The sequence below is a fragment of the Vitiosangium sp. GDMCC 1.1324 genome (genome assembly GCF_003044305.1).
Classification (GTDB): domain Bacteria; phylum Myxococcota; class Myxococcia; order Myxococcales; family Myxococcaceae; genus Archangium.
The window spans coordinates 58,480-75,685 of record NZ_PZOX01000008.1 but is presented as its reverse complement, the minus strand read 5'-3'; the positions used below and the strand labels follow the sequence as shown (position 1 = coordinate 75,685).

General features: G+C 68.8%; 13 protein-coding genes and 1 pseudogene. 9 read left to right on the top strand and 5 right to left on the bottom strand.

Annotated features, from left to right (window positions below):
* Positions 1-2: 2 nt before the first annotated feature.
* A complete protein-coding gene (locus tag DAT35_RS23615) occupies positions 3-3,170 on the bottom strand; it encodes an ABC transporter substrate-binding protein (protein WP_108069397.1) in 3,168 nt (1,055 codons plus the stop codon).
* A gap of 67 nt (positions 3,171-3,237) precedes the next feature.
* Between DAT35_RS23615 and DAT35_RS23610 the strand changes: the two genes are divergently transcribed.
* Complete coding sequence (locus tag DAT35_RS23610) at positions 3,238-4,260, top strand: lasso peptide biosynthesis protein (RefSeq protein ID WP_233261667.1); 1,023 nt, start codon at positions 3,238-3,240, stop codon at positions 4,258-4,260.
* Positions 4,261-4,269: 9 nt separating this feature from the next.
* On the opposite strand, the gene DAT35_RS23605 is transcribed toward DAT35_RS23610, so the two are convergent.
* The gene (locus tag DAT35_RS23605; RefSeq protein WP_108069395.1) at positions 4,270-5,295 is read right to left on the bottom strand and encodes an arginine N-succinyltransferase; all 1,026 of its coding nucleotides are present in this window, start codon (positions 5,293-5,295) and stop codon (positions 4,270-4,272) included.
* A 264-nt stretch (positions 5,296-5,559) separates the two neighbouring features.
* Here DAT35_RS23605 and DAT35_RS23600 point away from each other — a divergent pair, with 264 nt between their 5' ends.
* The gene (locus DAT35_RS23600) at positions 5,560-7,077 is read left to right on the top strand and encodes a pyridoxal-dependent decarboxylase (protein ID WP_108069394.1); all 1,518 of its coding nucleotides are present in this window, start codon (positions 5,560-5,562) and stop codon (positions 7,075-7,077) included.
* 6 nt (positions 7,078-7,083) lie between these two features.
* Here the strand turns inward: DAT35_RS23600 and DAT35_RS23595 are convergent, their stop codons facing one another.
* Positions 7,084-7,386, bottom strand: coding sequence for a hypothetical protein (locus tag DAT35_RS23595; protein ID WP_108069393.1), 303 nt, complete (start codon positions 7,384-7,386; stop codon positions 7,084-7,086).
* A gap of 188 nt (positions 7,387-7,574) precedes the next feature.
* Between DAT35_RS23595 and mug the strand changes: the two genes are divergently transcribed.
* A complete protein-coding gene (mug, locus tag DAT35_RS23590) occupies positions 7,575-8,075 on the top strand; it encodes a G/U mismatch-specific DNA glycosylase (protein ID WP_108069727.1) in 501 nt (166 codons plus the stop codon).
* On the opposite strand, the gene DAT35_RS23585 is transcribed toward mug, so the two are convergent.
* On the bottom strand, positions 8,072-9,217 hold the full coding sequence (locus tag DAT35_RS23585; protein ID WP_108069392.1) for an aromatic ring-hydroxylating dioxygenase subunit alpha: 1,146 nt from the start codon (positions 9,215-9,217) through the stop codon (positions 8,072-8,074). The genes mug and DAT35_RS23585 overlap by 4 nt on opposite strands.
* Positions 9,218-9,579: 362 nt before the next feature.
* Here DAT35_RS23585 and DAT35_RS23580 point away from each other — a divergent pair, with 362 nt between their 5' ends.
* The 4 genes from DAT35_RS23580 to DAT35_RS23565 all read left to right on the top strand — a co-directional run bounded on the left by DAT35_RS23580 (position 9,580) and on the right by DAT35_RS23565 (position 14,843).
* Positions 9,580-10,902, top strand: a complete 1,323-nt coding sequence (locus tag DAT35_RS23580; protein ID WP_158501843.1) for a pyridoxal-dependent decarboxylase — start codon at positions 9,580-9,582, stop codon at positions 10,900-10,902.
* Between the two features lie 127 nt (positions 10,903-11,029).
* Entirely contained in the window at positions 11,030-12,001 is a 972-nt protein-coding gene (locus DAT35_RS23575; protein WP_158501842.1) for a HEAT repeat domain-containing protein, read from the top strand.
* 142 nt (positions 12,002-12,143) lie between these two features.
* Positions 12,144-13,424, top strand: a complete 1,281-nt coding sequence (locus tag DAT35_RS23570) for a TIGR04013 family B12-binding domain/radical SAM domain-containing protein (RefSeq protein ID WP_108069389.1) — start codon at positions 12,144-12,146, stop codon at positions 13,422-13,424.
* 33 nt (positions 13,425-13,457) lie between these two features.
* Positions 13,458-14,843, top strand: coding sequence for a hypothetical protein (locus DAT35_RS23565; protein WP_233261666.1), 1,386 nt, complete (start codon positions 13,458-13,460; stop codon positions 14,841-14,843).
* Positions 14,844-14,989: 146 nt separating this feature from the next.
* On the opposite strand, the pseudogene DAT35_RS23560 reads toward DAT35_RS23565, so the two are convergent.
* Positions 14,990-15,109, bottom strand: a pseudogene (locus tag DAT35_RS23560) (transposase domain-containing protein); the annotation flags it as partial.
* Between the two features lie 429 nt (positions 15,110-15,538).
* On the opposite strand from DAT35_RS23560, the gene DAT35_RS23555 reads away from it, so the two are divergent.
* A complete protein-coding gene (locus DAT35_RS23555) occupies positions 15,539-15,766 on the top strand; it encodes a hypothetical protein (protein ID WP_108069387.1) in 228 nt (75 codons plus the stop codon).
* Positions 15,767-16,340: 574 nt separating this feature from the next.
* Positions 16,341-16,967, top strand: a complete 627-nt coding sequence (locus tag DAT35_RS23545) for a hypothetical protein (RefSeq protein WP_146209845.1) — start codon at positions 16,341-16,343, stop codon at positions 16,965-16,967.
* The last annotated feature ends 239 nt before the right edge of the window (positions 16,968-17,206 follow it).

Genomic DNA, 17,206 nt, shown 5'->3' with positions numbered 1-17,206 from the left:
ACTCAGCCCTCCGGGGCCTGCTCCTGCTTGTCCAGCCACAGGTCCTCGAAGCGCACCTGCGGGGGCGTCTGGTGCAGCCGCAGTGCCTGCACCCGGCCGCTCGCCGCCGCATGCACGCGGTGGTGGAAGAGCGGGATGATGGGGCAGTCCTCGTGGGCCACCCGCTCCGCGAGCTGGTAGAGCTGCTTGCGCCGCTCGGGGTCGACGGTGATGCGCGCCTCCGCCGTGAGCTTGTCCAGCTCCGCGTTGTGGTAGCCCATCGAGTAGACCGTCTGCGCCTTCGAGTTGAGGTGGAAGTAGAGGAAGTTGTCCGGGTCCGGGTAGTCGGCGATCCACCCGACCCGGAAGGCCGGGAGCCGCCCCTCGCGCCGCCGCTCGGCGAACTCCTCGGCGCGCAGCTCCACGTGCTTGAGCTCCACCAGCCCCGCGTCCACCAGTGGCCGGAAGAGGATGGCGTCTTCGGCCGACGTGTCGCGTCCCACCGCGTAGTAGATGGTCAGCTGCAGCACCCGCACCCCGGCCTCGCGCAGCAGGCGCTCCGACAGGCCGATATCCAGGCGCGGCTCGGGCAGCAGGTTCTCGTCATCCAGCAGCTCCGGCGGCGTCACGGTGCGAGCCAGGCGCGCGCCCTTGTGGAAGCGGTCCACCAGCCCCTGGATGTCCACGCCCGCCCGGATGGCCTTGCGGACCCGCGGGTCGTTGTAGGGAGCCTCCCGCAGGTTGAAGCCGATGAACGACGTGGAGGGCGTGGTGCTGGTGACGATCTGCTGCCCGTCCTGCTCGAGCGACCCCACGTGCGTGGCGAACAGGTACGAGACCAAGTCCACCCTTCCTTCCTGGAGTGCGTTCACGGTCTGCTCGCGCGACTCCAGCAGGTGGAACTCGAGCCTGTCCAACAGGGGCTGCCCCTTGCGCCAATAGGTGGGGTTGCGCTCGAGTGTGATGAGGTTCGAGTCGAAGCTCACCTGCCGGAAGGGGCCCGTGCCCATCGCCTGGCCGCTCGAGTTGAGCCGGGCCACCGCCGTGCGCGGCAGGGCCATCAGCTGCAGGAAGAAGGCCTTGGGCTCCTCCAGGCGGATTTCGAGCGTCAGGTCGTCCAGCACCTCAATGCCCGCCACCTCGCGCACCTCACCCGCCGCGAAGGCCTTGGCCCCCTCCACGTCCTCCAGCAGGCCGCGGTCCGGCGACTTCACCGCCGGGTCCAGCAGCCGCTCGAAGTGGCGCTTCACGTCGCGCGCATTCAGGGGCGTCCCGTCGTGGAAGCTGATGCCCGGGCGCAGGTAGAAGCGGTAGCGGCGTGCCGAGGGGTCCGCCTCCCAGCGCTCGGCCAGGTCCGGGACGAGCACGCCATCGTCCAGCCGCAGCAGGTTGGAGAAGACGCAGCAGCTCATCTCCAGCAACTGGTTGTCCACGGCGAAGAGCGGATCCAACCCGCCCAGGGCTCGGACGAAGGCCGTCTGGTGGATGCCCGCGCTCAGCGTGCCTCCCGCCTTCGGAGACGGGAGACGGAAGCGGAACACCTCGCCATCCAGGCTGGCCGCCTCGTGCGCCAGCTGGTCCACGGTGCGGCTCAACCCGTCGCCAATGCGGATGACCTGGAGCGCATCCTCGCGCACTCGCGCCACTTCCTCGCCAATGGCCGAGTCCCCGCGCATCAGCACGTCGTGCGCCGCGCGGATCTCCTCGATGGCCGCGCTCAGCCGCACCACCGCGCCGGACAGGTCCCTTCCCGTGCGTGCCTGGCCCTCCGCCTTCTGCGAGGCCTCCTGCGCCAGCCGGGCCATCTGCTGCGTCTGGTGCACCAGCTCGCGTCCCTGGCCCGCCTGCTCGATGGCCGCCCGCGTCACGTCGTCCACGCGCCGGGCCACCCGTCGGCTGGCCTCCACCACCGTGGCGCCCTGCGCCTCCAGCCGCTTCGTCTCCGCCAGCGTGGCCTCCACCGCCGAGAACGTGCGCTGGGTGATGGTGCGGATCTCCATCAGCGCCTCGGCGGCCCGGTCTCCCAGCAGCACGCCCGTGCCGGCCTGCTCGCGGCCCTCCTTCACCAGCGACACCGTCGTGTCCACCTCCCGCCGGACACCGCCCACCATGGTGGCGATCTCCCGCGTGGAGCGTGCGGTGCGCTCGGCCAGGCTGCGGATTTCGTCCGCCACCACGCCGAAGGGCCGGCCCTGCTCTCCGGCCTGCGCGGCGATGATGGCCGCGTTGAGCGCCAGCAGGTTCGTCTGGTCGGCGATCTCCTGGATGACGTCCACGATGCGGCCAATCTGCGTGGAGCGCACGCCGAGCGAGTCCACCAGCTCCGCGGCCTTGCGGACCGTCTCCTCCACCCGGTACATGCCCTGGACGCAGTCGTTGACGAGCACCTCGCCGCGCTCGGCGGTGGCCGTCACCGCGTGCGCCAGCTGGTTCGTCTCCGAGGCGCGGTGGCGCACCGCATCGATGCCCGTCTGCACCAGCTGGACGAAGGCCTCGGCCTCGCTCGCGAAGCGCGCCAGCTCGTCGCCCGAGGAGGCGATGTGGTGCAGCCGCTCGCTCATGGCCTGCACCTGCTGGGTGGTGCGGTGCGAGAAGTCGTCCAGCGCGAGCAGCGCCTCTGCCACCTGTCCGAGCCGCTCGGCCATCTCCACCAGCGAGCCGTTCGTCTCCTGGGCGAAGCTCTCCAGTTGCGTCACGCGCTTGCCCGCGGCCTGGAGGCTCTGGCCCATGCTGTTGACCGACTCTTGCGAGCGCTCCACCGCGCCGCCCTGACGGCGCGCGGCCTCGAGCAGCACGCGCACCTCCTCGGAGACACCCTGGCAGGTGCGGCGCACGTTGCCCGTCACCCGCTGCACCTGGCTGAGCGCGCGGCGCAGAGAGAAGAGCAGCCGGCGCACCTCGCGCTGCTCCCCCATGCCTCTGTAGCTATAGCTATAGGCGTTGTTGGTGAGGTCTCCCTCGGCCAGCCGGGAGAGCAGGCTGGTGCGCTCACTGGCGCGCTCCCCCGCCCACAGGTACCAGAAGCAGTAGGCCGTCATCAGCAGCATCAGGGGGGTGCCGATGAGCAGCACGGACCAGCCCCGCCAGTCATTGGGCTGGCCGGTGACGAGGTGGAGCAGCCCGCCGAGCACGAGGGCGATGACGGGCCCTCCGACGGCCATGAACGCGAGGAGGTACTTTTTGGCGGCCATGAGAGAACGGGTTCACACGGTATCCCGCATTCTCGCCCGGGTCCTCAAATCGTCACACACTGGAGGCGTGTCCGCTCTCGTTCCCGTACTCCTGCTCGCACTGACAGCGGGGGGAGTTCCGCCCTCTCCCTCCCCCGAGGAGGCAGCTCGCTTCGTCTTCGCCTGGCGGGGCGTGCCGGTGGGGACCGTCACCCTTTCCCTCGCAACTCGAGAGAAGCGCTTCACCTATATCTCACGCCACCTGCACACCCGCGGGGAGCATGTAGGGGCGCGCGTGCGGGAGGTGACCCTGGAGCTGGGGCCAGGGGAAACCGTGGAGGGGCGCCCGAGTGTTCCGCAGGCGCTCTGGTTGTGGCGGGGCCCTCCCGCGCTCGGGTGCGTGATGGGGCGTGAGGAGCTGTCCGGCCGCGAGGGCCCACACTGCGTCACCGCCATCCGGGGAGACACGGTGGAGGGCACGATGTTCGGCCAGCCCTTCACCGCGCGGTATGACGCGCGCGGGCGCATGGAGGCGTTGGTGGTGGGGGAGTCGCGCTTCACCGCGGTGCCGCCGGGAGCCCGGCTGAGGCCGCCGCCGGAGCTCTTCTCGGAGGGGCTGCCCGTGGAGGGCGAAGAGGGCCCTCTCGCCTTCTCTCCCTCCTGGCCGCTCGAGGCACGTCCTGCCTGGCTCACGGGCTGGAAGGCCGGGGAGGCGCGCACGCTCGCCGAGGCGATCCACGCGTCCTTTCCGGAGAAGGGCCCGGGCGCCGCGGACTGGAACGAGAACGGCGAGGGCGAGGCGGGTGGGTGCCTGGCCCATGCGCTGCGCTTCGCGGCACGGGCGTCGGCGCGGGGGCAGCGGGTGGCGCTGGTTCACGGCCTGCTCGTCGTGGATGGAGGCCCGGCCCGTCCCCATGCCTGGGTGCGCGTGGGGCTCGCGGGGGGCGGCACGCTGGACCTGGACCCTACCTCGTTGGATCCCGTCACTCCCGAGACCCATCTGCCGCTCGCCGTGGCCGAGCCCGGTGGCTCCTCGGTGGAGGCCGGGGAGCGGTGGTTGGCGCTGTTGCGCGGCGAGCACCGCGTGGTGCGCCGGCCTCGTGCGCGGTAGCGGCCCTGCTCAGTCGAAGGGGATGACGGACAGCTTCGCGCCCTCGGGGACGTCCAGCAGCTCCTTGGCCTTCGCCGGCAGGTAGGCGTGCTTGTCGTCCAGCCGGGCCATGGTGCGCACCGCTCGGAAGCGGTTGCGCCCCGTCTCGCGCTCGAAGGCCACGAGCACGTCGTCGCCCTCCATCTCGAAGTCCTCGTCGGCCAGCTTCACCGAGCGGAAGCGGCGCACCAGGGTGATGTCCGACAGGTTGGCCTCGAAGTGGGGGCCTCCGTCGAACGGGTCGATGCGCTCCACGTACCGGAAGCCGACGCGCTCCAGCATCCGCTGCACGCCCTGGGTGTTGGGCCCCACCTCGCCGAGCACCTTCTGCACGCGCTCGGGGAAGAGCGACGCGTAGACGTCCGAGTTGGGGAAGAGCTCCTTGATGAACTCCTTGTTCTGCCGGCTGAGGCGATCCGCCTCCTGGTAGGTGAGGCCGGTGAACTTCTTGCCGCACGCCTCCCACAGCAGGCTGCGCCCATCCGGCATCAGCGGTGGCAGCAGCTCGGCGAGCACCCGCGGACGGAAGATCCGCTTGTGCATGGCCATGAAGAGGAAGCGCACGTAGGACAGCTGCTTGCCCGGCTTGTCCGGCGTGGCGCGGTAGGGCGGATCCACCACCAGGCCGCCGATCTCCGTGGGGCCCTCGTAGTTGTAGCCGATGGAGAGCACCTTGTGCCGGAAGTGCCGGCCGATGGTGGCCGAGTAGTGCTCGCGCTCGGAGACGTCGTAGTAGATGTGCGGCGCCTCGAAGGTGCCGTGCTGCGCGATGATCATCGACGTGCCGATGATGAGCTCGTTGCGCACGTCCTCCAGGACGAAGAGGTACTCGCGCTCGAAGGGGTTCTTCACCTTGCCCGCGAAGCTCTTCACGGACTTGTCGATGATGGCCTCGAGCGTCTCCTCGTTGTTGGGCAGGTTGACGGTGTTGAGCACCGCGGCGAGCCGCTTCAGGCCGGGCAGGTCGGTCTTCTGGACATCGCGCAGGACGAGCATGGGAGTACCCGGATCCCCCCTCTCACGGGGGGACCGCAGAGGGGGGGCACCATACACCACCCGTCCACCCCGTCAGCCGCCTGCACGCTCTTCCGCCCGGCTTCGACGCGCCGCGTTGACCCTGAAAAGGCAATCTCGAAGGGTACGGCTTCTTGAAATACAGGAGGAACGTGGGTGCGTGGCCCTGTTCGTTGGGTGTCGAACATGAGCGAGGGCCCGTCTTGAACCGTCGTATGAGGAGCCGACCCCCTGAGGAGAACCGAGATGAGCGACACGCGTGAAGGGGCGGTGCCCCACCTGAGCCCCGAGGAGTTCCGGCGGCTGGGCCATCGGATGGTGGACTGGATCGCCGACTACTGGTCCCGGCTGGAGTCCTTCCCGGTGCGCTCGGCGGCGGCTCCGGGCGAGGTGATGGCGAAGCTCCCCGCGCACCCGCCCGAGGAGGGGCTGGGCGGTGACGCGGGCTGGGAGTCCCTCTTCCGCGACCTGGAGGACGTGGTGCTGCCCGGCATCACCCACTGGCAGTCGCCCTCCTTCTTCGCCTACTTCCCCGCGAACGCGTCGGGGCCCGCGGTGCTCGGCGAGCTGCTGTCCGCCGGCCTGGGCGTGCAGGGCATGCTCTGGTCCACCAGCCCCGCCGCCACCGAGATGGAGACGCGCGTGCTGGACTGGCTGGCCGAGCTGACGGGGTTGCCGGCCTCGTTCCGCTCGGATTCGGGCACGGGCGGCGGCGTCATCCAGGGCACCGCGAGCGAGGCCACCCTGGTGGCCCTGGTGGCGGCGCGCGAGCGGGTGCGGCGTGGGCTCGGGCGGGAGGCGGAGCTGGTGGCCTATACCTCCACGCAGGCGCACTCGTCCGTGCTGAAGGCGGCCATGTTGGCGGGCGTGGCACGCGGCGCGTCGGACGGCGTGCACCTGCGTCAGCTCGAGACGGATGACCGGTACGCCCTGCGCCCGGACGTGCTGGAGAAGGCCATTCGCGAGGACCTGGCCGCCGGCCGCCAGCCCTTCTTCGTGTGCGCGTCGCTGGGCACCACCTCCTCGGGCGCGATGGACCCGGTGCGCGCCATCGGCGAGGTGCTGGAGCGCACGGGCTTCACTCGCGCGGGCGGGTGGCTGCACGTGGACGCGGCCTGGGCGGGCTCCGCGCTCATCTGCCCCGAGCACCGCGCGATGCTGGACGGCCTGGAGGGCGTGGACTCCTTCTCCTTCAATCCGCACAAGTGGCTGCTCACCAACTTCGACTGCAACGCCTTCTACACGCGGGACCGCAAGGCCCTGCTGGACGCGCTGAGCGTCATGCCCGAGTACCTGCGCAACGCGGCCACCTCGAGCGGCGCGGTCATCGACTACCGGGACTGGCAGGTGCCGCTCGGCCGCCGCTTCCGCGCGCTGAAGCTGTGGTTCGTGCTGCGCCACTACGGCGCCAAGGGGCTGCGGGCCTACCTCCGCGAGCACGTGCGGCAGGCGGAGCAGTTCGCCTCGTGGGTGGAGGCCGACGAGCGCTTCGAGCTGGCTGTCCCGCGATCGCTGGCCCTGGTGTGCTTCCGGTTGCGGCCAAGGCCGGGCGAGGAGCCCGCGGCCACGGACGCGCGCAACCGCCAGCTCCTGGAGCGGCTGAACGCGAGCGGCAAGGCCTTCCTCACCCACACCGTGCTGCCCGTGGTGGACGGAGTGCCCGCGCGCTACGTGCTGCGCATGGCCATCGGCGCCCCGCGCACCGAGGAGCGGCACGTGCGCGCGGTGTGGGAGCGGCTCGTGGCGCTCGCCCGGGAGGTGTGAGCCCCGCTACTGCTCGATGGGCGGCTGCAGCACGCCGAGGCGCTCGATGTCGTGGCGGATGGCCGAGCGCACCGCGTCGAGGATGGCCTCGTCGGAGAAGTGCTTCACGACGAGCATCCCGGGCGTGACGAAGGAGAGCGCCTGGTCGAGCTGGCGCCGCACGTGGTCGAGCGTGAAGAGGGTGAGGCCGAAACGCCGGCCATCCCGGAGGCGGACCACGATGTCCAGGCTGCCATCCTGGGTGGAGGCGAGCTCATCGGCGACGAGGACGGAGGCGATCATCCCGTCCTTGATATCGAGGGTGCGCATGGTGGTTCGACTGTAGCCGTCCCGCCCGGCGGGGAAGGGGGCCGGGGAGGGGCTCCGTCCACCGCTGCACCATCCGGTGGAGGATGCAGACGCCAGCCAGACGGTATAGGTTCAGGGGTTGGGAGGAACGTTTGAAGTCACCTCGCAGACCCACGAAGGACGAGCTCCTCGCCGCGGTGGGCAGGAAGATGCCGGACCTCATTGCCCCCGGGCTGGAGGTCCTCTTCTGTGGCATCAACCCCAGCGTGTACTCGGCGGTCGTGGGCCACCACTTCGCGCGGCCGGGCAACCGGTTCTGGCCGGCGCTGTACGCCTCGGGCTTCACGCACCGCCTGCTGGCGCCCTCCGAGCAGCAGGAATTGCTCTCGCTCGGTTGTGGCATCACCAACGTGGTGGAGCGGGCCACGGTGTCGGCGGACGTGCTGACGGCGGAGGAACTCACCGAGGGCGGGCGGCGGCTGGAAACGAAGGTGCGGCGCTACCGTCCGAAGTATCTGGCGGTGCTGGGAATCGGCGCGTGGCGCACGGCCTTCGGGCACCCCGGGGCCTCCTTGGGGCCGCAGTCGGAGACGCTGGGCGGGGCGCGCGTCTGGGTACTCCCCAACCCGAGCGGGCTCAACGCGCACTACCGGCCCGAGGATCTGGCGCGCCTGTTCCGGACCCTGCGGCTGGCGGTGGCGTCGCGCTAACCTCGGCTCCCGAGCGCCTGATCCACGGCCTCGTGGAAGTAGCGCAGGCCGTGCTCGAAGCGGGCCAGGCGCAGCGAGGCATTGGCACCCGAGCGCAGCCCTCGCTGGATGGACTCGCCGAGGCGGCTGTCTTCCTGCATCACGTTCAGGACGAGGTCGACGTTCTTGTCCCAATGCCGGAGGGCCTTCTCGGAGGTGGGTGCCTCGGGGATGAGCGTGACGGAGTGGAAGTCCGTCCGGTCGATGTCCAGCGGGAACACGGTGATGATGTTGATGTGGTCCGACTGCACCAGCATCAGCGTGTTGGGAAAGACGAAGTAGAGGATGTTGGCGTGCTCGCGCAGCTGCCATGTCTCCTCGGGAGTGCCCGCCAGGTCGCGCAGGGTGCGCTTGGGATAGACGCACCGGATGTGCGGTGCCAGCCGGTCTATCAGCCCCACGTTGTCGATGAAGAGCGGGTAGATGGAGGTCCGGTGCGCGTGGCGGAAGTGGTAGGCCTCGAGGAAGATCTCGATGGCGATCTTCCAGTTGAGCCTCAGCTCGAGGCGTTGGGGCCGGTACACCACGTGCTTCTCCAGCCCGTAGCTGGCGAGCTCGGTGGCAATCGGGGCCAGGAAGGCATCGGCGGCGAAGCGCGAGTCCTTGCGGCCCTGGGCCCAGAGGAAACCGAACCGCTCCGCGACGGACACGCGCGCCAGTCCCACGGACTCGGAGGGGCGGCTGGGGAAGCCCTCCTCGTGAGGCACCGAGCGCAGGCGGCCCTCGGTGTCGTACGTCCAGGCATGGTACGGACAGACGAAGGCGTGCTTGCGCCGGCCGTGCTCCTCCTCCACCAGCCGGGTGCCTCGGTGACGACAGACATTGAGGAAGGCGGCCGGTTCGCCCGAGGCCGTGCGGCAGACGAGCAGCGGCAGGCCGCTCGCGTCGTGGGTGAGGTAGTCCCCGGGCTCCGCGAGTTGAGAGCTGTGCGCCACCAGCAGCGGGCGGCGCTGGAAGAGTAGCTCCCGCTCCGCCTCCAGCCGATCCGCGCGCAGGTAGCACTCCACGGGGATGCGCGACTCCTCGGCCTCCATGTGCGTGGTGCCCGTGCGCAGGTGTTCCTGGATGCGGTGGATGAGCTCGACCTGGGTGGCGTGGTCCATGGAGTCGCACGTCCTACCCGGCGTTGTTCAGCCGCTTCGCTCGCGGGTGGGTGACGGCGGTGCGTGCCTTTTCCTCGGCCTCTCGTACGCTAGGAGCGAGCCACACCCGGTGTCTGCCTAACGCCCACCCGTGATTCTGTTCCGCCATCTGTGCACCCCCCGGCGATGACACAGATTCTACTTCATCGCGGAAGTCAGGCGAACCGTGTGAAGCGCTGATGCCCGTGTGTCGGTCATTCGTCACTCGACAGTGGCGTGCCCGACCGGTAGATGCGCCGGCATTCAAATTCCATGGGCGGCTTTTCGGACGGGGGCGGGTCCGCATCTCGGGCGGGAGGCGTGTGCCCTGCCGAGACCGTGTCATGAGCTCGTCCACCCCCGTGTTGGAGCATCTGTTTTCCCTCGAGGCCTGTACCCCCGAGCAGCAGCGGTTGTTGCTGAGCCTGCTCGGGCGGCTCCTCGCGTCGGAGGGCCCGGCACGCGCGTCCTCCGTGCTTCCGGAGCAATGGGAGCGGGCGGGCCTGCTCGATGATGATGGGCGCCGCGTCGAGCCGCGTGAGCTGCCCGCGCGGGGTGAGAGCCTGGAAGCGGTGGTGGAGCAGTTGCTGTACCTGATGAAGGGGCCCCCCTCCGGTGTGAGCCTGCCCGGGGTGATTGGCGCCGTGACCACGCTGCTCGCGAGCGGCGGCGAGGCCCGGCGAGAGGAGGGCCTCCGGGTGGACGATGCGGAGTCGCGTGTCGCCGCCATGGTGTCGAGGGTGGTGGGCTACGACGAGGCACGGAGCGGGGGCCGCACCACCTGGAGCGCACGCGCCGCGGTGCTGGCGGGGCTGCGCGTGGCCATCGCGAAGCATGCGCCGGAGGCCCGGAGGAAGGGCGTGCCGCGCAACCTCTACTGCTTCGCGGTGGAAGGGGGAGACGACGCCCTGCTCGAGGCGGTGGAGACCACGGGCATCGGCGGCTACCACCTCATCCGCGTGAGGAAGCGCGAGGACGGCACGATGAACCCCGCGGATCTGCGCGCGAAGATGCTGGCCGTCGTCGCGGGCGGGGATGTGCCCATCTACGTGGTGGCGGCTGCGGGGGCCGAGGGCTCCTCCGCCATGGATGACGTGAGGGAGCTGCGCGAGGTGGTGGACTCCATCACCTCGCTGTACGGACTGCGGCCCGTGCACCTGCACGCGGACGCGGCGTGGGGTGGCCTCTACTGCGTCTTCAATGGCTATGACTTCCACGGCAACCCGCTCGGCTTCGAGCCCCGGGTGCTGGAGTCGCTCGCCCACCTCCGGGCGCGCCTGCGGCACCTGCACCTGGCGGACTCGGTGGGCCTCGATTTCCGGTGGCTGGGACGGGCCTCGTTCCCGGCGGGCCTCTTCCTGCTCGGCCATGGCGTGGAGCTGCGCTCGGTGAGCCTGCGCTCGCTGGAGGCCCCGAGCGCCCTGGCCCTGCACGCACAGTTGCGCGCCATCGGCCTGGAGGGCTACCGGCGCCTGCTGGCCGAAGTGCTCTTGGAGGAGGATGCCGCTCGGAGTGGGAGGGGCCTGGGCCTGGCCGGGGTCTCCACCGGGGCCGGGTCGTCCTCTCCTGACGGTTCGCGGGCCATCGCGGGCCTGTCCACCGGTCTCGCTCCAGGGATGGTGGCCTACTCCGGAGCGCGCCCGCCGCGTGCCCGGCCGAGGAACTGAGCGAGCCGACCTGGCCCGACTTCCCGTGTTGGTTTGCGTGGGAGATGTCGTCCAAGAACAAGGTCGCGCTCGTCCTGAGTGTGCCTCCCGGTGTGCAGTACCCATAGGTTCGAGGCCCGGAGAATCCATGGCGCGAGGTATGGATATAGAGCAGTGGCGGGACGAACTGGTGGCGGCCTGCAGGTTTGGGGACGAGTCCCGAGCCCAGGCCCTGGTACGGCAGCCCGGCTCTCGCAAGGCCCGAGCCTTGTTGGAAGCCATGCTGGAGGATCCGGCTCCCCTTGTCCGTCAAGCCGCGGTCTTCGGCCTGGGTGAGCTGGGCGGCAACGCCAGCGCCAGACGGCTGAAGCAGCAGCTCGCCCTCGAAGAGGCGCGGGGGAACTTTGACGGTGAGTCCGTCGTGGAAGCCATCACCCAAGCGCTCGGACACATCGAGGCGACGCGCGCTCGGGACGTCCTCGTCCGCCGGCTGGAGCACCTGACCGCTGGTGAAGCAGGGCGCTCGGACCTGAATACCGTGGCCTGTGCGCTCTGGCGCAGGCGCCACCCTGACTTGCTTCCGGCCGTCCGCGAGGCCGTCGCGCGGCTCGACTCTACCCGACCGACCCCTTTGCACGGATTGCTCGTGCTGCTGGAGAAGTCGCCAGGAGAGCTCGGCACGTGGGCCGGAGACCTGTCGGTGCCCGTGGAGCAGAAGGCAGAGGTACTCGCGGTCCTCACGGAAGAAGTACCCGAAACGCTGTGGGCCACCCTTCCCTCCTTCATTGCCACGGCCCATGCCCTGGCCGATACGGCCGCGCGCCAGAAAGGGGCCGCCACGTACTACTGTGAGGACCTCTTCGCTCTGTTGCTGTTGCACCCGGAGCAGCTCCTCCCCAGCCTCCCGGAAGAGGCCCGCTCCCGGTTGCGCGAGGTGGCCCGCAAGTGCGTGGCTGCCAGCTCCTCACCCAACTGTTCCCTCCGAGCCGCCGTCCTGCTCGAGCATGTGGGGCGTCCCGAGGACGCGCCACTCATCGAGGCCCACCGGCCGGCGGAGCCCGTGCTTGCCAAGGTCTTCGATGATGCCGCACGGGCACTGCATCGCCTCCAGGAGTCCTGAGAAGACGTCCTGATGACGGATTTTCGTTGGATGTTCCGACCGAGTAGGCCCGCCCGCCTGGGCCAGAATGCTCGCCGCGTGCCCGGCCGAGGAACTGAGCGAGCCGTCGTGGCCCGACTTCCCGTGTTAGTTTGCGTGGGAGATGTCGTCCAAGAACAAGGTCGCGCTCGTCCTGAGCTACCAGTACCCGGGAAAGTACGCGCTCACCGTCCTCGCGGGGGCGGTGGAGGCGGACGAGGTGGGGCAGGACGTGGCCCTGCGCTTCCCGAGGGACCGGGAGTCGCTACTGTCCACGGTGCGCCAGTGCCTCGACGAGGGGTACCGGGTGGTGGTGGCGTGGTCGTTCTACTCGGCGAGCTTCCCCGCGGCGGCCGAGGAGCTGGCGTGGCTGCGTGAGCGGCTGGAGGGCCGCGAGGTGCTGTGCATCGCGGGTGGGGTGCACGCCACGGCGGAGACGGAGCAGACGCTGCGTGCGGGCTTTGACCTGGTGGCGGTGGGCGAGGGCGAGCCCGTGTTGCTGGAGCTGCTCGGCCGGCTGGTGCGCGGCGAGGAGCCCCGGCAGACGCGGGGAATGTCCCGGCTGGTGGAAGGGCGGATGGTGTCGCAGGGGCGGGGCGAGGGTGTGGTGCTGGACACGTACCCGCCGTTCGCGGCGAGGCACTCGATGTTCGGGGCCATCGAGATTACACGCGGCTGCATCTACGCGTGCCGGTTCTGTCAGACGCCCTTCATGAACAAGGCGCGCTTCCGGCACCGGAGCGTGGAGAACATCGCGCGCTGGACGCGGGTGCTGCGCGAGGCGGGCAAGCGGGACGTGCGCTTCATCACGCCGACGTCCATGTCGTACGGCTCGCCGGACGAGTCGGTGAACCTGGAGGCGCTCGAGCGGTTGCTGGCGGCGGTGCGCGAGGCGATGGGCCCCGACGGGCGGGTGTTCTACGGGACGTTCCCGTCGGAGGTGCGACCCGAGCACGTGACGCCCGAGGCGCTGGCATTGCTCAAGCGCTACGTGGACAACGATAACCTCATCATCGGCGGCCAGTCCGGGAGCGAGCGCATCCTCCAGGCGAGCCACCGCGGGCACGACGTGGAGACGGTGGTGAGGGCGGCGAGCCTCGCGGTGGAGAGCGGGTTCGTGCCGAACGTGGACTTCATCCTCGGGCTGCCGGGAGAGGCGCCGGAGGACGTGCAGGCGACGCTGTCGTTGATGAGGCGGTTGTCGGACCTCGGGGCGAAGGTGCACGGGCACACGTTCATGCCCCTGCCGGGGACTCCCTACCGCGATGCCCCACCGGGCTCGGTGGACGACGAGACGCGGCGCGAGCTGGATCGCTTGGCGTCGCAGGGCCGGCTCTATGGCCACTGGAAGCAGCAGGTGGCGCTGGCGAACGGAATCGCCGCGAGGCGCCAGCCCAGACGCTGATATGAGGCCCTTGGCCCCTCCCTCACGATGAGCATGTCACCCGCCCCCTCCGTCCCCTCGGCTTCCAGTGTCTCCACGTCCATGGCCTCCTCGAGGCCCCGGGTGTGGCGCGAGCGGGTGTTGCTGTTCGCGGCCTTCTTCGCGCTGCTGGCGGCCTTCCCCGTGGGGACGCCCTTCGACTCGAAGCTCACCCTGCCCACCGCGGTGTCGCTGCTGCGCGAAGGGAACATCGATCTGGACGAGTACGCGCCCACCTTCGAGAAGTACCGGCACGGGCTGTACGAGGTGAATGGCCACGTCTACAACTTCTTCCCCCTGGGTCCCTCGCTGGCGGCCCTGCCCCTGGTGGTGCTGACGGACGTGTTCGTCCGGGTGTGCGAGCCGCTCGGCGGGATTCATCCGCGGTTCGCGCAGGCACTGGAGCGCTGGCGCAGCCTGTACGACGCCACGGGCGCCATCGACCTGGAGCGCTGGAACGAGCCGCAGCGCTACATGGCCTCGGTGATGGTCGCGCTGGCGGGAGTGGTGATGTACAGCCTGGGCACGCTGAAGCTGTCGAGGTGGCGCGCTCTGCTGCTGGCCACCGTCTTCGTCATGTGCACGCCCGCCCTGTCCACCGCGAGCCGCGCGTTGTGGCAGCACGGGCCCTCGCTGCTGTGCCTGAGTCTGGTGCTGCTGTGTCTGGTGAAGGCGCAGCAGGAGTCACGGTGGGCCGGGTGGGCGGGGCTGCCGCTCGCGGTGGCGTACACCATGCGGCCCACCAACAGCGTGTCGGTGCTGCTGCTCTCCGTGTACGTGCTGTGGACGTACCCTCGTCAGGTGCCGAAGTTCCTGGCGGGCGCGCTGGCGGTGGCCGTGCCGTGGGTGGTGGTGAACCTGACGCACTACGGCTCCGTGCTGGCGCCGTACTATCACGCGGATCGGCTGGAGCTGAGCTGGGTCCGCTTCGCCGAGGCGCTCGTCGGCAACCTCGTGTCCCCCGGGCGTGGGCTGCTCGTGTACACGCCGGTGGTGCTGCTGAGCTTCTGGGGCCTGGTGTTGGAGGCGCGCGCTCGCTCCTTCACGCGGCTGCATGGCTTCCTGCTGGCCGCCGTGGTGCTGCACTGGCTGGCCGTCTCGTCCTTCCCGCACTGGTGGGCAGGGCACTCGTACGGGCCGCGCTTCTTCACGGACATGGTGCCCTACCTCACCTTCTTCCTGGTGCCCGTGGTGCGCGAGCTTCGCTGGAGCGGCGAGGGCTCGCGCCGCCCGCTCACCGTCGCATTCGCGGCGTTGGCGCTGGTGAGCCTGGTCATCCACATCCATGGAGCCAGCTCGCGCAAGGTGTACGAGTGGAACAGCCTCCCGTTGGACGTGGACAGCCATCCCGAGCGGCTGTGGGACTGGAGGCACCCACAGTTCCTCGGGCATCGCGGTTGAGGGTGAACGCGGGTCAGGTGGCTGGGTCTCCCCGTCCGGCATTCGACGGGGGAAGAGGGGCTTGAAGACGGACGGGTGCCGTGCTCAGCGAGGATCGCGAGCGGAGCAGTCGTCGTGCTCGGAGCGAAAGTCAGCGCGGGGCGAGTTCAGGAGGTATCGGCCGCACGCAGGCGCTTCCAGGCAACCGGCAGCAACTCGTCCAGGCGGCTGTTGGGATGGGACTGCACCCGCGTGAGGACGTCCGCGAGGTACGCCTCGGGATTGACTTCAGCAGCGAGGCCAACCCCACGCGTATGACGGTGCGTGGCGATCCATCCGACTGTGCGATGTGTTTGACACCCTTTCCGATCGCGCCAGGAAGTTCTCGTCGGCAAGCCGTATGTTCCAGCCTATGCATGCACTGACTCGAATTGTTGCTTCGCTGCGAAGCCGCGGGATTGCACCGACTCTCAGGGTCATCCACGCATTTACGGAGGATGCTCTGTTTGACCTCCGGCACGGAGTACGCACCGGGGAGTGGATTGATCTGAAGGGCCTCGATGTCGTTGGCGATAACAAAGAACAAGGGACGTTCTACCAACCGGTCAAGTCCGCTATCTTCTTGTCGGCGATGCGCTCCTTCGCAATCCATCCTGACGGGGCCTTCGTGGACTTCGGTTCAGGGAAGGGGCGGGCCTTGATTCTGGCCATCCTGCATGGGTTTCGTCGCGCAGTCGGTGTCGAACGTGCTCATCCAGGTGCTCAACAACATTCGGGGTTCGCTCCAAGCCGAGCCGCGGCCAATTCATGTCATGTATGCAAACCCGGTGCATCGGCACGTGCTGGACGACGACCCGTTCTGGGTCAAAGCCGGCGAAATCCGCTTCGGTGACCTCGAGACGTTCGTCCATTACCGGCCACGCGAGGCGCAAAGAATGGCGTGAGCCTGGAGGTGGGCGAACTCGAAGCCCCGGATGGAGCATGCGCAAGAAGCCATGATTCTTGAGCGGCCCGGAGGGTAGGCAGGCGAGGGCCGACCGAGAGGAGCGGGGCCGTTCGCTCCGAGAGCTCACCCGCCGCATCGTGGTGAGCCTCCCGGCCTCCCGAAGGACCGCGGGCGAGGTGCTCGAGGTGCGGGGTTGGCGGCCTTTTGAGGGGCACGGCAGGGGCTTGGATGCCGCTGGAGTTCACGGCGCGCGCCACCTGGCCTGGCTCACGTGATGGGGTGCATCCCATGTGGCCAGCACACACATGACTTCTGCGAGCCTCACCATCGCCCGGTTCGTGAACACACCCGCGGCTCGCGAGATGCCCCGGCGCCTCCTGGTCATTGCACCTGGAATGCTGGACATTCTTCGTGAGCCAGCCTGCGCCATGATACTTCCATGACGAAGAAATCCTGAAAACATTGCCGAACATCCAATGGAACTGCTGATAGTTCCGTGCTTCGACCATGCGTCCTGGGCAAGGGATTCATGATCGTTGTCCTACGGAGAGGAACCTGGAATGAGCGCTCAAATGGAACGTGAAAACCAACTGGAACAAGAGCTCGCGTCACTCAAGAAGCAGGTCCAACGGCAGGGGAAATATCTGCGCTGGACTCTGGGTGGTTCGCTCCTTGGAGGGTCTCTGTTGCTGCTGGGCGCCGGGAAAGCGACGCCCGCCGCGGATGTCGCCCCTCAGTCCATGAAGCTGCACCGCCTGGCCATCGTGGATGACAAGGGCGTGGAGCGGCTCGTTCTGGAAGCCGACAGCACCGAGGTCCGCATCGACGGCAAGGTGCAAAAAGTCAAGAAGGCCAGACATGGGCTCATCCTCTTCAACGCCAATGGAGATGAAGTGGGCGGAATGAGCACGATTGATGGTGAGGGCAGCGCTATCATTCTGGATGGCTATATGGGGAATGACGTCTCCGAGCGCGTGGGCTTCGTCGTCAAGCCTGATGGTAGCGCCTACCTCTTCGTGAATGATGGTCAGCGTCAAGAGCGCGTGCACCTGGGCGTGGACGAGGCACGAAATACGAGCTTCAAGCTCCTGGATGGCCAGGAGCAGCCTCGTGTGGATGCGCGCGTTCAGCCGGACGGAAAGACGGAGTGGAGTGGGACGGGCGCGCCAGCAAACAAGGCCGAGCCCAAGGCTCGCTGATCGCGCGTCATCCATCAATCCATTCATGCACATGCGTGGATGGGTCGAGGGAGCCGTCGGGCTCCAGGCACATTCGTCCTCGACATAGACTCTCAGCATCTGGTGCCCACGTGAGTATCGTGGGCACCGCCCATGCGAGGCGTGCTTCTCTCGCAACCGGTAGAGCATCAACCCGATGGGGAAGTGTAATTGTCGCCAAGGGGAAAGAGCAATTGACTCCGGGTAGCCACGCCTTCAAC

Excerpts from the sequence above, each read along its gene's own strand:
- DAT35_RS23615 (WP_108069397.1), bottom strand. The coding sequence starts at position 3,170 with ATGGCCGCCAAAAAGTACCTCCTCGCGTTCATGGCCGTCGGAGGGCCC.
- DAT35_RS23605 (WP_108069395.1), bottom strand. The coding sequence starts at position 5,295 with ATGCTCGTCCTGCGCGATGTCCAGAAGACCGACCTGCCCGGCCTGAAG.
- DAT35_RS23600 (WP_108069394.1), top strand. The coding sequence starts at position 5,560 with ATGAGCGACACGCGTGAAGGGGCGGTGCCCCACCTGAGCCCCGAGGAG.
- DAT35_RS23595 (WP_108069393.1), bottom strand. The coding sequence starts at position 7,386 with ATGCGCACCCTCGATATCAAGGACGGGATGATCGCCTCCGTCCTCGTC.
- mug (WP_108069727.1), top strand. The coding sequence starts at position 7,575 with ATGCCGGACCTCATTGCCCCCGGGCTGGAGGTCCTCTTCTGTGGCATC.
- DAT35_RS23585 (WP_108069392.1), bottom strand. The coding sequence starts at position 9,217 with ATGGACCACGCCACCCAGGTCGAGCTCATCCACCGCATCCAGGAACAC.
- DAT35_RS23580 (WP_158501843.1), top strand. The coding sequence starts at position 9,580 with ATGAGCTCGTCCACCCCCGTGTTGGAGCATCTGTTTTCCCTCGAGGCC.
- DAT35_RS23575 (WP_158501842.1), top strand. The coding sequence starts at position 11,030 with ATGGCGCGAGGTATGGATATAGAGCAGTGGCGGGACGAACTGGTGGCG.
- DAT35_RS23570 (WP_108069389.1), top strand. The coding sequence starts at position 12,144 with ATGTCGTCCAAGAACAAGGTCGCGCTCGTCCTGAGCTACCAGTACCCG.
- DAT35_RS23565 (WP_233261666.1), top strand. The coding sequence starts at position 13,458 with ATGTCACCCGCCCCCTCCGTCCCCTCGGCTTCCAGTGTCTCCACGTCC.
- DAT35_RS23555 (WP_108069387.1), top strand. The coding sequence starts at position 15,539 with ATGGGTTTCGTCGCGCAGTCGGTGTCGAACGTGCTCATCCAGGTGCTC.
- DAT35_RS23545 (WP_146209845.1), top strand. The coding sequence starts at position 16,341 with ATGGAACGTGAAAACCAACTGGAACAAGAGCTCGCGTCACTCAAGAAG.